General features: G+C 61.1%; 16 protein-coding genes. 7 read left to right on the top strand and 9 right to left on the bottom strand.

Translation table 11 applies throughout. The annotated features are described in order from the left end of the window. Positions 1-59: 59 nt before the first annotated feature. On the bottom strand, positions 60-842 hold the full coding sequence (locus ACNI65_RS06440) for a substrate-binding periplasmic protein (RefSeq protein ID WP_416761886.1): 783 nt from the start codon (positions 840-842) through the stop codon (positions 60-62). A 78-nt stretch (positions 843-920) separates the two neighbouring features. Here ACNI65_RS06440 and ACNI65_RS06445 point away from each other — a divergent pair, with 78 nt between their 5' ends. After that, positions 921-2,159 (top strand): diguanylate cyclase domain-containing protein, encoded by a 1,239-nt coding sequence (locus tag ACNI65_RS06445; RefSeq protein WP_416761888.1) that lies wholly within the window; start codon positions 921-923, stop codon positions 2,157-2,159. Positions 2,160-2,266: 107 nt separating this feature from the next. Here the strand turns inward: ACNI65_RS06445 and ACNI65_RS06450 are convergent, their stop codons facing one another. Next, positions 2,267-2,713, bottom strand: a complete 447-nt coding sequence (locus ACNI65_RS06450; protein WP_416761889.1) for a response regulator transcription factor — start codon at positions 2,711-2,713, stop codon at positions 2,267-2,269. A 257-nt stretch (positions 2,714-2,970) separates the two neighbouring features. Next, entirely contained in the window at positions 2,971-4,161 is a 1,191-nt protein-coding gene (locus ACNI65_RS06455) for a thiolase family protein (protein ID WP_416761890.1), read from the bottom strand. Between the two features lie 311 nt (positions 4,162-4,472). On the opposite strand from ACNI65_RS06455, the gene ACNI65_RS06460 reads away from it, so the two are divergent. Both ACNI65_RS06460 and ACNI65_RS06465 read left to right on the top strand, forming a co-directional pair. Then, positions 4,473-4,853: a hypothetical protein gene (locus ACNI65_RS06460; RefSeq protein ID WP_416761892.1), complete on the top strand. Its 381-nt coding sequence runs from the start codon at positions 4,473-4,475 to the stop codon at positions 4,851-4,853. 50 nt (positions 4,854-4,903) lie between these two features. After that, positions 4,904-5,572 (top strand): GAF domain-containing protein, encoded by a 669-nt coding sequence (locus tag ACNI65_RS06465; protein ID WP_416761894.1) that lies wholly within the window; start codon positions 4,904-4,906, stop codon positions 5,570-5,572. Positions 5,573-6,417: 845 nt separating this feature from the next. Here the strand turns inward: ACNI65_RS06465 and ACNI65_RS06470 are convergent. After that, positions 6,418-6,813, bottom strand: a complete 396-nt coding sequence (locus ACNI65_RS06470; protein WP_416761895.1) for a hypothetical protein — start codon at positions 6,811-6,813, stop codon at positions 6,418-6,420. Positions 6,814-6,873: 60 nt separating this feature from the next. On the opposite strand from ACNI65_RS06470, the gene ACNI65_RS06475 reads away from it, so the two are divergent. Both ACNI65_RS06475 and ACNI65_RS06480 read left to right on the top strand, forming a co-directional pair. Further along, positions 6,874-7,140: a hypothetical protein gene (locus ACNI65_RS06475; protein WP_416761897.1), complete on the top strand. Its 267-nt coding sequence runs from the start codon at positions 6,874-6,876 to the stop codon at positions 7,138-7,140. A 17-nt stretch (positions 7,141-7,157) separates the two neighbouring features. Next, positions 7,158-7,487, top strand: coding sequence for a hypothetical protein (locus ACNI65_RS06480; protein ID WP_416761898.1), 330 nt, complete (start codon positions 7,158-7,160; stop codon positions 7,485-7,487). Between the two features lie 193 nt (positions 7,488-7,680). Here ACNI65_RS06480 and ACNI65_RS06485 read toward each other — a convergent pair whose 3' ends face one another. Further along, on the bottom strand, positions 7,681-8,199 hold the full coding sequence (locus ACNI65_RS06485; protein WP_416761899.1) for an H-NS family nucleoid-associated regulatory protein: 519 nt from the start codon (positions 8,197-8,199) through the stop codon (positions 7,681-7,683). A 355-nt stretch (positions 8,200-8,554) separates the two neighbouring features. On the opposite strand from ACNI65_RS06485, the gene ACNI65_RS06490 reads away from it, so the two are divergent. Next, positions 8,555-8,788: a hypothetical protein gene (locus ACNI65_RS06490; RefSeq protein ID WP_416761900.1), complete on the top strand. Its 234-nt coding sequence runs from the start codon at positions 8,555-8,557 to the stop codon at positions 8,786-8,788. A gap of 11 nt (positions 8,789-8,799) precedes the next feature. Here the strand turns inward: ACNI65_RS06490 and ACNI65_RS06495 are convergent, their stop codons facing one another. Then, positions 8,800-9,312 carry a hypothetical protein gene (locus ACNI65_RS06495; protein WP_416761901.1) on the bottom strand — a complete coding sequence of 171 codons (513 nt, stop codon included), beginning with the start codon at positions 9,310-9,312 and terminating at the stop codon, positions 8,800-8,802. Between the two features lie 126 nt (positions 9,313-9,438). Between ACNI65_RS06495 and ACNI65_RS06500 the strand changes: the two genes are divergently transcribed. Further along, positions 9,439-10,023, top strand: coding sequence for a DNA-3-methyladenine glycosylase (locus tag ACNI65_RS06500; protein WP_416761902.1), 585 nt, complete (start codon positions 9,439-9,441; stop codon positions 10,021-10,023). Positions 10,024-10,152: 129 nt separating this feature from the next. Here the strand turns inward: ACNI65_RS06500 and ACNI65_RS06505 are convergent, their stop codons facing one another. From ACNI65_RS06505 to ACNI65_RS06515, 3 genes are all read right to left on the bottom strand, one after another. Beyond that, positions 10,153-10,692 carry a tetratricopeptide repeat protein gene (locus ACNI65_RS06505; protein WP_416761903.1) on the bottom strand — a complete coding sequence of 180 codons (540 nt, stop codon included), beginning with the start codon at positions 10,690-10,692 and terminating at the stop codon, positions 10,153-10,155. A 427-nt stretch (positions 10,693-11,119) separates the two neighbouring features. Further along, positions 11,120-11,440: a hypothetical protein gene (locus ACNI65_RS06510; RefSeq protein WP_416761904.1), complete on the bottom strand. Its 321-nt coding sequence runs from the start codon at positions 11,438-11,440 to the stop codon at positions 11,120-11,122. A 15-nt stretch (positions 11,441-11,455) separates the two neighbouring features. Continuing rightward, positions 11,456-11,695, bottom strand: coding sequence for a DUF3606 domain-containing protein (locus ACNI65_RS06515; RefSeq protein ID WP_416761905.1), 240 nt, complete (start codon positions 11,693-11,695; stop codon positions 11,456-11,458). Between the last annotated feature and the right edge of the window lie 424 nt (positions 11,696-12,119).

Consider the following 12,119-nt stretch of genomic DNA (forward strand, 5'->3'; position numbering starts at 1 on the left):
GGCCGCATAAGAGCGGCTCGGTTGAGCCCACTTCGACTCAGGTTGTCGCGCAAGGCGCTCTACCTCGGGGAGAACTCCCGTAGCTTTCGCAGCCTTCCCATCGCAGCCCACCACCGCTTAACAAGTTCCTCGTCTGCCTCCCAAAGCTTCCCGCTCACACCGGCGAAGTAGTCGATTTCCAAGACCGGGGGGCCGACTACGGTCAAGCCTTCCATCCCAGATGAGCGAATTTCTGCTTCTAGCTCCTCACGAATGGCCGCTACGAGGTCAACGCGGCCGAGACGGAGCATCCCTAGAGACTGGCGAAGGTTGAGCGTGCTCTGGTCGATGCGGTACCCCATCGCGGCAAGTGGCTCTGAGACAGTGGACGTCCGTCGACGCACACCGACGACGGGAGCCTTGTCTGGTGGCAGGCCGTGACCAAGGAGATGAACTTTCTCGCCAGCCCTGGCCACCAGCACCACCTTCACATGTGCAATCCGTTCATCGGCCTTCGCCGCTCCTGCCGGGAAATGGGCAAACCGCCCGACTGAGGCAGTCGGGGCGCCAATCGTGGCGTCAACTTGGTTGCGCTCCAGAAGGGCCATGCAACGGGGCAGAGGGAAATGCTGGACCTGGACTTCGACGCCCACTTCGCGCCCCGCGGCAACCATCAGACGAGCCAGAAGCCCAGGATGAGCAGCGTCGTTGGTGAGATAGGGAGGCATCACCGCTTCAGGCAAACAGGTCACCCAAGTCTTGGCTTGCGCGTTAGCGCCCCAAGGCGTCAGCAGCATCATCGCCGTTACGGTGAGAAGTTCGACAGCACGCTTCACCAAGCGCTCAACGTGTGGATGCGACATTGGCCCAGCCTGCCGAAAACAATGCGAACCGCATCAGCCAAAGGTATTAGATGGAATCCCGTGTCGCGCAGGAGGTGCATGACCAGCGACACTCGCGCGCGCTGGATGGACGTCTCATCCGAGCAGGCGCAGGCGCGCCTCGCGCTCGCCAGAAAATCAATAAAAAAGAGCTCCGTGGCGGACCTGTCAAACCCTCTATTGCGCCGCATAGCGCGCGTTCTTCAAGTCACCCAAATCCTTGCCTTGGTGCTAGTCCTAGCAGCCGGTGCAGCGCTGTTGCTGAATATCCAAAGCTACAACTTGGCCGAAGACCAAGTCGAGCACACGCACGAGGTATTGGGAAAACTCAGCCATCTCCGGTCGACGCTTCTTCGAGCCGGCGTGGCACTGCGCGGATACGCCCTAAAGCCCCAGTCCGCGACCCTTGCATCGTTGAAGGACGCCGCTGCAGAAGCACGTGTTCTCGCAGACGTCTTGTCATCGCTCGTTGCGAAGGACGCAAGCCAGGCTGCTCGCGCCGCGGAGGTCTCCGCCGAGACTCAAGAAGTGACCGGGTGGTTCCTCGCATCAGGAGTCATCGCCGAACGAGATGGGGATGAGGCTCTGCTTCTGCAGCTACGCCGGAAAGATAGCCTGGACAGCTCCATTCGGCTGCGCCAAACGCTCAACTTGATGGAGGGCGCAGAAAGGTCCTTGCTGAACGAGCATCAGGCTCGACAACAGCGCCAGCTGTCGGCGGTGAAGAACTGGGCGTTCGGCCTGGGCGGATGCTTCGTGGCCTTCATGCTCTGGACCATCGGCTACTCAACGAGGCTCGTCCGTCTGGGCGACATGGACATTCAGCACTTGGCTGAGTGTGCCGACACCGACCCACTTACGGGGCTTTCGAATCGGCGAGCGTTAACGCGTCGGATGCGCGAGCTATCGGGCAATCCGCTCAGCCTTCTTGTGCTCGACCTGGACGACTTCAAACCGGTCAATGACCTGTATGGTCATAGCGCTGGCGACGAGGTGCTGAAGGAGGTCGCCCGGCGCCTGAGGCACCAACTGCGTGAGAACGACTTGGTCGCTCGCGTTGGAGGCGATGAATTTGTCCTGGTTCTTCCTGGTCTGGACGACCACATGAGCGTCAACTTGTTGCTGGAGCGGCTCGCCGACGCAATCTCTGAACCCATTGCCGTGGGACATGACTTCGTCCGCGTTGGCGCATCGTCAGGCTATGCAGTGTCGAGGGGAGACCGACCACTCGCCGACCTCGTCGACGCAGCCGACGGCATGGTGTACGAAGAGAAGCGACGACGTCGCATCCAACGTTGAGCGCTCTTGCTCAGTAGCCTGAGCGCCGCTTAGCGAACCAGTTGGCTCCGCCGCAAGAGGGCCAAAAGGGATGGAGGCAGACCATCCGGCGAGCGGCCGGCAAGCCGTCACATTGAGAGCTCGTGTGATTCAACCAGGCCAAGTTCCAGCGCCAAAGCTGCAGCTTCACTGCGCCGCTTTACGCCAAGCTTGCACATCAAAGTCGTGATGTGACTCTTCACCGTGGGTTCGCCAATGTCGAGGGCTCGAGCGATTTCCTTGTTGCTCAGTCCGCTCGCGATGAGCTGCAGGACCTCGGATTCTCTGGGGGAAAGCGACTCCCAGATGCGACTCTCGGATAGTCGCTCCCACATCCGCGGCGGGAGGAAAACCTCGTCTCGTGAAACTCGATGAACCGCGCGCAGGAGGTCTTGTTCATTGCAAGAGCTTGAGATGAGACCTTTTACGCCGCACTCGAGTGCAACCGTAGCGGGGTAATCCTTGACGTAGAAGGCGAGAACCAGCACCCGGGGATGGCGCTGCGACGACTCGTCAACTTTGGCTTCAATGGCCATGGCCAGTCCTTGCTGCAAGTCGGTTACGACTACATCCGTCGGAACTTGCTCGGACGAGAGGCCTTCATGCTCAACGAGAGTGACGCAACCGCTTCGGCGTAGCATCGATTCGGCGCCTGCCTGAAGGAAATGGTTTTGGTGGCGAACCGCGACTCGTAGGTTCGTATTGGCAGGAGAGTTCAAGATGAGGATGGCACGAAGGGCTTGTTGACGGCTTGCTTTGCAAGCCCTTCCTCGCAATGCCGCCTCAGGAATTTTTAGACCGGTTGCGGTCGTTCCAGGCACAACGCGATGCCTTGGCCGCCGCCAATGCACAGAGATACGACAGCACGCCTCTCTCCGGTCCGCTCCAAAGCGTGTGCCACCTTGGTGATAAGCACGGCGCCTGTTGCGCCGATTGGGTGGCCGTGGGCGATGGCTCCGCCGTCCACGTTGAAGCGAGCTGGGTCGACTCCAAGCTGGTCGCGCACGACCAAGGCGACTGCGGCGAATGCTTCGTTGACCTCAAATCGGTCCACTTCGGGCACAGACCAACCCGCCCGGTCCAGCGCGGTTCGAATGGCTGGGATTGGAGCTGCGCCGAAGCGTCCGGGCTCCAACGCAGAAACCGCGACGGACTTGATGACGAGACTTGGGGTGAGGCCAAGCGCGCCCCCGACTTCCAGGTCGGCGACGAGCATCGCGGCAGCGCCGGCGTTGACGCCTGGCGCGTTCCCCGCTGTGATGGTGCCGTCTTCGCGGAAAGCGGGACGCAGCTTCGCTAGTGTCTCGACGCTGGTTTCAGGGCGGTTTCCCTCGTCCTCGACGAAGGAGATTTGGCCTTTCTTCTGTTTCACTTCGACCGATACCACCTCTCGGTCGAACCAGCCAGCGAGCTTGGCCACCGCAAACCTACGCTGGCTTTCCGCGGCGTACTCGTCTTGCTGCTCGCGAGTCAGGCCGAACTCCCTGACAAGGTCTTCAGTGTGCCAACCGGAATGCTTGCCGGAAAAAGCGTCGTGAAGTCCGTCGACGAGCATTGCGTCGACCGCAGTTGCGTTGCCCATTCGCGCACCTGAGCGCATGGACGGCAGCATGTAGGGAGCACGTTCCATGTTCTCCATGCCGCCTGCGACCACGACTGCAGCCTGGCCGGACAAGATTTCGGCATAAGCCGAAGCCACTGCCTGAGCCCCAGAGCCGCAAACACGGTTGACCGTAAGGGCAGGCACATGGACCGGAAGCCCTCCCTTCAGCGCGGCCTGACGAGCCACGTTCATCGCGTTGCCCGCCTGAATGACGTTGCCCATGATGACCGAGGAAACGTCGGAGGACTTCAGGCCCGCGCGCGAAAGTGTGGCGGCGATTGCGTAGCCGCCGAGTTCGGCGGCGGGCACGTCACGCAACGTCCCTCCGAAGGAGCCGATTGGCGTGCGTACGGGAGCAAAGATTGCGATTTGCTTCGACATCAGGGCACCTGGTTGGTGTCCGCGCCGTCTGAGGTGCCGAGCGTAAGCCCTGACTATGAAAAGGCTAGGTGGCGACCATCTTCGCGCGCAGACTGTTTATGATTATGAGCAAAATCATTATATTTTTACGTTGGCTGAGCGCTGGGAACGGCGGATATCACCCGGGACCATGGATGGTCTTGCGAAAAATCCGAAGCAAGACGTCTGCCCCGGCGCTCTATCACTTAGGACCTACGTCCAAGTCTGGCTTCCGTTCGGGCGCCTGCATCTCACCGATGCGGCGAACAAGAACGCCTGCTAAGGGAGGTGGAGTGCAAGTTCTTCTCATTGACGACCATCCCATCATCCGCCTGGCGCTGGGGCGCTTAATCGCACATCGCTGGCCGTCCGCTCAAGTGCTTGAAGCGGACACATCGGCGGGGGGCTTACGCCTGCTCGACTGCATCACGCCTAGTGCGGTGGTCTGGAATCTTTCACTACCGGCCGCGATGCGCCGAGAGGGGATTCAGCGTATCCGTGACGGCGCATCGGGCGTTCCGATGTTGGTGCTGGGTGGAACTCGTGACGAGTGCTCTGACGCAGACCTGCAGTGCCGCGGATTGACGGTCGTGGTGCTCGATGACACCGGAACCCACCAAGTACTTGCTGCGCTGAGCAGCATCATCGACAACTGCGGACCGGAAGAGGCTTAAGGCCTTGCTCCGGCTGATTTTTGGCGGCATCACGACAGCAGGAGGAAGGGATGCAAATCGACTTGCACATCGAAGGTCTAGTGAACGCCCAGCCGCGATGGCAGAGGATGCTTGATTGCCTCGCGCTGCAGCTTGCGATGCCAGTAGCGATGGTCAGTCTCGTAGACGGTGCCGAGTTGACCATTGCCCAAATCACTTCTGAGGAGCAGGGGCCGCGAGCCGGCCAGCGCTTCGACCTCGCCGTCAACACCTACTGTGCCAACGTCGTACGTTCAGGCGAGGACCTCTTCGTCCAGGATGTACAGCGGATGCCGTCCGTAGAGCATCAAAATCCTACGGCCGCCCAAGGTTTGGTCCACTACTACGGCCAACCCATCAGAGATGACCAGGGCAGAGTGGTGGGGACGGTCTGCGTGATGGACCGGAGACCCCGCCCCGAATCTTCATCGGTCAAGCACTTCGTCACCATGGTCAGGGATGCCATCGAGGAGGACATCCGCAACTGCGTACGGGTGGCCCAGTACCAGGAGCGAAGGTTGTCCGCGTTGGACTCTTTGAACTGTGTGTTGCGAGCTTTCGAGCGAACCGGCATCGGTAGCAGGGCTTCACTGCAGGCGCTGGGTTTCACGCATGAAGAGGTGCAGCACTTCTGTGCGCTTTCGGCGCTGGGCGCTTCGATACGAAGTGATGAGGATGGGAAGCCTCAGGGACTGCCATGACAAGTGATATCGCCGTCTTAAGGCTCGGCGATGCTCATTTCTTCCGGTGCGCCCGCCCTTGTGGAGAGAACGAGGCACCGCCTGCGCATCGACCTAAAGGTGGTTGGCTACGCTCACCGTCTCGGTCTCTCCGCCCGGCCTCGTGCCCGGCTTTTTCGTTCATCCCTTCTGCGTGGTGTAGGGGAAATTCCGCAGATTTGTAGGCGGGATTCTGAACCTGTACTGGCTTTGACCACGGCAGATTCCGCCATGCGCCGCTTTCATCAAGACGTCCCGAGTTCAAGAATGGCATTGCCAACTCAAGTCCTAGCGCGAGTTGGTCCCTCGTTCTCCTCTCATGAGCAGGGAGACCACCGGAGGACCACCGGAGGTCGACTTTGGGCCCGGCGGTGCAAACGGCCGGGCCCCTTCTTTTTGTGCAAGCTTCGAGGGGCAGTCGCTCGACGGAGTCTGGAGTCGTTCTTGCCATGGTCTGCTCAAGGAGCCGACCATGAGCGAACCATCTACAGGCCAAATTGAACGAGTCTTGGTGGACTTGAAGGCGCACGCGAAGCTGATGAGCGAGGCCCTATATGCCCTACATGTGCAGGGAACCCATCTCCAAGCTGTCCTGTGTGCCCTCGTCGACACCCATCCGGAGCCAGCCTCACTGCTAGCGTCGTTCTCAGCTCAAATTGAGCACAGCCGCGCGGCCATTAGTCCTCAGGGCTCGGAAGAGTTTGACGTTCAGTCCGACGCCTGGAAGCAGCGAATCGCGGCCCGAGCGCTCGCAGTCGAACATGGCTTCGCTGGCCAAGGAAGGCAGGACGTGGGCGCGGCTCAACACTAACCACGGTCGACCTGCCTCAGGCGATGGCGTCTAGCGCCTCCAGCAATCTCGCTACTTCGGGGCTGCCGATTGACGCACGCGGGGGCTCATCTCTCAAAGGTGGAGGCTCCGGCCAACACCAGAGGACTTGCGGATAGCTCGTCTTCCTTTTTCGATTCCAGAAATCCTCCTCGCCACCGATGAGAAGGCCTCTGGGCTCGATGCGGATAAGTCGCGCGTCGAACAGCTCAACGAGCGGGCGTACTTCGCCGTTGTTCGGCATAAGCAAACACACGTCTTTTCCACGGCCGTCGCGGCCAGCGTAAAGGCTGCGATTCATGCGCAGGACCCCAGCCATCGGCGAGGAAGCTCTTAGCTCCTCGGCCGAGAGCTTCACGCCCAAGCGGCGAAGACAAAGCGCGCGAACCAACATGGTCTTGATACTGTATGAACATACAGTATAGTGGCTTCCTCAACCTTAGGAGCGAGCAACATGCTTCTGGACCTGAATGACGCGCAGAGCATCGTGGACTGGTGGTCAGTCTTCCCGGCCCGGCATGGCAGCCTTCTTTCGGACTGGGCGCGCAGGCGGCCTGAGCATCGTGCGGCCATAGCCGAGGCCCGCAGAATCATCGGTGCAGACCCCGGCCGACGAGCTCTGCTTGAACGTTCTCGGGACTCGGCAGCAGACGCATCCGGCCTTGCCGGCGAGGCGCCGTTGTCGCACGACGAGCTAGCCGCGGGTGAACTGGCTCACTGACGGACTCGATGCGCTCGATGACCAAGAAACCAGCCGATTCGGAGAGCTACGCGCTGTCCGGGCAGCAGAGCTGGCCTGCCAGCGCAACGCTTGAATTCGAGTTCACGCTGCGATATCAGCTTGACGAAGCAGATGGCTTGGCAGACCTCGTAATGGAGCGACTTGAACCGACTGGAATTTGCGACGCGATAGCTGGCGCTAGTCTCAACGGGCACCTGGAGCTGCAGTTCGTTCGCTGCGCGAGGTCGGCGGAAGAGGCTCTGGGAGGTGCGATGGCCGCGGTCAAGATGGCCTTCCCGTCTGCGCGCCTCGTCAAGATTGTCCCGGCACCGGACACGCCGAGGTAGCCGCTAGGCTGCTGTAGTGTAAGGCAAAGAAAAGGGCCCAGCCGGGGCTGGGCCAAGCCGTCGCTAGAGGGAGCTCCATGCAGCGAAGCCTTTGCGAACGACGGCATCACGCACTCTAGGCGGGCCACACCGTTTTCGCATCCGACTAAGGTCGGAGAGGATTTCGAAATCTGCTGAGCTCGCAGGCTGTCGATTACTTTATGAGCAGGTCGTCCGCTGTCTTGCCGCCTTCCAGGGCTGCGATGAACCACGCCGGCCTCTTGCCTCGGCCGGTCCAGGTCAGACCTTCTCCATTGTGAAACTTCGGAATCCCGCTGTTCTTACGAGGGGTCGAAGGCTTCCCGGCTTTCCGCTGACGGCGGCCGGGCTCGCCCACGCTCGGCTGCACCAGAAGCTCTTCTTTCGTCTTGCCGGCCGCGAGCGCCTCATTAAACCAACGCGGCCGCTTTCCCATGCCGCCCCAGCTATTGGTCCCGTCCGAGTACTTAGCCGACGCGGCTCCTTTGCGCTTTGCCGCACCCTTGCCGCTTCTGACCGACTTGGCGCTCGCGCCGAGGCTAGGTCCAAAGAGCTCCTCGGGGGTGAGAGAGTAGTGTCGAATAGCTTCTTGGATGCGAGCGACCACGCCGGCGACTTCTTTCGCCCGCAGTGTCTTGGCCTGCATCTGTAGCTTGTCGATTTGCTCCAGGACTTGTTTCAATGACTTTGCCAATTGGATGCTCCTGTCCTCTGAAGGGAACTAGTTCGCTGCATCTTCATTAGACCACCTGGGCTGCCGAAAGTGTGCCCACTCCGTCGCCACCCGGCGGTCTGGCTGGCCGGGGGCTTTACTTCCCTGTTTTCTTCTGGTCCTGCAGGCCTGCATGGCGTCATTGGAAGACTTTCCCTTCACCGATAACGACTCACGTCGGTCGCTGGAGTCGGCCTACGGAGCGAGGGTCTAAAGGTTGGGGAGCAACGCTCCATTGGGGGCGGAGCTCACTAGGAGCTCAGTGGAGCGGGCGAGGCGTTCACAAGGTGCGACGATGGAGGCTGCTCGTCGGGCATGACGCTTGCACGCGGTAACCATGGACGCGCAGAAGAACGAAGCGATGCAGCTGTGGCTAGAAGCCGAGGCAAAGTCAGCCAAACTGAAGTGGAAATTTGTCGCAGCGCTGCTGAGAGACGAGCCCGATGCCGAGCAACTTATCCTCCAGTTGCACGCGTGTCGAGTTGCTGAAATGGAGCTCCTGGACTCGTTGCGCGCGAGGGTCATCGCCTCTGAGCCCACAGTGGCGTCGGCCACTTTTTCGCCGGAGTAGTCCACCAGTCTCTAGTCGGGGGTGCCGTTGGCGAGGCGGTCAAACTGCCGTTTCAGCAGGCTCGTGGAGTCGACCACTAGGCCAACCAAGAGTCGAGAGTTGTGGTCCAAGCGTGACTTCAACGCGAGTGTAGAAACTTGTCGAACGGCGAGGGAGAGGTCATCGACCGCAGCCACCATCTCCTCGAACGACCGTTCCATCAGGATTGTGAGCTTTACAGATTCGCTGAGCGCGGCCAGGTCCTTCACTCCGGACTTCAAGGTAACTAGCTTCGAACGCCCAAGCGCCGCGCTCAACGCCAGGACTGCATGGTCGAGCTTCTGTACGACCCCAACTATCTGCAACGCTATGTCGGAGCGGAAGCGGGTGTCATGTTCGGTTGGGACGGCAAAATCTTTGTTCACGCTGTTGAGCCCAAGCGGAGCAAGTTGTGTGCCCTCGCACTTATGTGCGCGCGGGAGAACATATTCGCTGATTCGCCGAAGGGCTCCGGCTTTTCCGGTCGCGTCTCCCACTTTTGCCATAGAGAAGTGGCTAGCCGACGGCCGTCCTGCTAGGCGCAATCGGGCCCACTTAGGGTGGTTGCGAGCCCGCGGCCCGCATACGCCGGCGAGTTGGCGCGTAGGCTTTGTTGCCACGGGAGCAACGTCGTGAAGGATGTTGAGTCGATGGGTGGGGCGCTCCCCAGCTTCGAGCTGGGGCCGGTCGAGGTCGCCCGGTCGCTGATTGGCTGCACTCTTCTCATCCACGGTGTGGGCGGAAGGATTGTTGAGGCAGAGGCTTACGACTTCAATGATGAGGCCTCGCATAGCTTTCGTGGCGTCACGCCGCGGAATAAGGCTATGTTCGGTCCACCAGGTACCGCCTACGTGTACCTGTCCTACGGACTTCATTGGTGCTTCAACTTTGTGTGCCGACCCGTGGGACAAGGGGCTGCGGTTCTCGTGCGAGCGCTCGAGCCGACCCACGGCGTGGCCACGATGGAGATTCGACGGGGAACCACTGACCTGAAGCGACTTTGCGCGGGACCTGGCTGCGTTGCTCAGGCGCTCGGCCTCGACCGAAGCTTCGACGGTGCGGTCATCCGGCCGCCTGCGATAGAGCTTTTGCCGCCCAGAATGGAGGTTGAGCTTTCGATAGGGCCTCGCGTTGGAATCTCCAAGGCGGTGGAGCAACCTTGGAGGTTTGCTCTCAAGGATTCCCGGTTCTTAAGCCGGCGCATCGCACTTGTCTGACATGATTCTTTTCACCACTCGGCTGTCACCTGCGGATGGGGCCGCACCAATCGCGGTGACCATGCGTGTTAAGGCGGACCCTCCTGCGAGCTGCGGTGGGAAGCGGATTGGAACTCAGACTGGGCTCGCTCAGTTCAACTGGCCTGTGCGACTCCGCGCGACGATGAGCCGCTCATAGCGCGCCAGGTGTCGAGCCGAGGTGACTGGGTCGCCTAGGCGTGCACAAAGAAGCCCTAGGCGGTAGTGCGGCTCGGCGAGAGTTCTATCAAGGGCCAGCGCTCGCCCAAAAGCCTCAATCGCTGCGGCCAATCGACCTGCCGACTCCAGCGCATAGCCGCGGAAGTAGTGCAGCTTCGCGCTGCTGTCACAGTTGTCGAGCGCAGCGTTGATGACGTCCAGAGCCTCATCCTCCCGGCCCTGACGACAGAGAAGGGTGGCGAGGGCGCCGTAGGCGTTGACCATGCTCGGTTCGGCAGCGATTGCTTCGCGGTAAGCGGCTTCTGCACGAGCTTCGTCGGCGAGCTCGGTGAGAGCAGCCAAACTAACCAGCGCCTCGAGACCATCACGTCCCATCTGGTCCGGTTCGCCAATCTTTTCCGCGGACGGCAAATAGGCCTTCGTCTGAAGGACGGTGGAGGAGAACTCAGTGGTTTGAGCGGCTTCGGTCATGAGTGATGCGTTCGTCGCAGGATTTCCGACAAGGTAGCCCGACGCCCGCGCGTGCGCAGCCAGAGGGCGCCGCCCTTTCTTGTAGGCGAGGGCGCTGTGCCAAGAACTTGGTACAGCCCAATCCTTCGATGGCCCAACGAATCTTCCTGCCGGGGCGCGGTGTGTCGCCTGGAATCCGACTAGACCACCGACGAACTCGGCGCCTGCAGGAGGGGTTCCAAGCGCCACGGCTATCAAACTACCCGCGATGGCCCAGGGCAGAGTCCCGCTGCCGAGCCATTTCTCATCACCTGCACGTGCTCATCAGCTCGGGAGGCCGGCCCCCGACCCGCTTGCTAGAGGGTTTCACGGGTGTAATGCTGGATGCTCACGCTTGCTCAAGCAGCTACCTGACCCATCTCAAAGATGTGGTTGAGCACGGCCCCAATTAGCTCTTGGTAACTGCGTTGTACCAATCCGCATACGGGGTGTTCTGCACCATGTGCCGGTTCAGGTCGGGCGCCCCGTCATCCCACCAAACGTCACCGCGCTCTCCGAGCGCACGCTTGGCCGCGTCTACTCGACGGCGGGTCTGCACTCGCTCATCTTCGCCAATATTCTTGGTGGCGAGGCGACGGCGAGCATCCATGAGTTCAGACACCAGCGCCTGGACTTCGCTCGGAGGAAGGGCCGGATTGGAGCGCCTCCACAGGCGCCCCATCACTACGAAATACCGACCGTCAGGGGTCACGGGGTGGATGTCCTTCATAAGCAATCGCCTCGGTCACAAGACCTTCTTGGTCTCTTCCGCGTTTGTCGTTGAGCGTGAGCCCTTGAGGTGCTCCTCAACATCACTTGCAAACTGGCCGACCTGTTGGACCGCGTCGCGAATCTGTTTAGGGGATACGGCGAGCTTCTCGGCCCAGGACTGAACTTGAGCGTCGTTGGTGACGTCGATGCTGGAAGCGGCAGGTGCGCCGCCGTACGCGCCGCCGGGTGCGGCAAATCTAGCTTCCTCGGACATGTTGACTCCTTGAGTGAGACCAGGCGAGCGTGGCCATGAGTCATCAGGGCAGGCCGAATGCCAGCCTGCGTGCGGCGTGGCCAGACCCGGTGCCAGGATTTCGAGCATGCCCAAGCCGATGTCGCGAGCGTTGCTCACCTTCCTCCCCGCTGTTGCGGCATATGCCTGGGCGCTGCCGAGTGCAGCTGCGGCGGAGGGCGCGCTCCGCATCTGCGTCCCTGACACGCCGATTCCTCCGTATGTGAGCGGGAGCGCAGGACGGTTAGGCCAGACGGAGATTGCCATCGCGGAGGCGGCGCGAGCCGCAGGTTTTGCCGTTGAGCTCTTTTACGCGCCGCCGGCGCGCTGTATTCGGTTGCTCGACCGGACGGAGGTAGAGGCAAGCCTCGCCGCGCCAACCGCTGCGAACCTCGAACTCGCGCGG

The sequence above is a fragment of the Roseateles sp. So40a genome (assembly GCF_048081605.1).
GTDB lineage: Bacteria > Pseudomonadota > Gammaproteobacteria > Burkholderiales > Burkholderiaceae_C > Roseateles.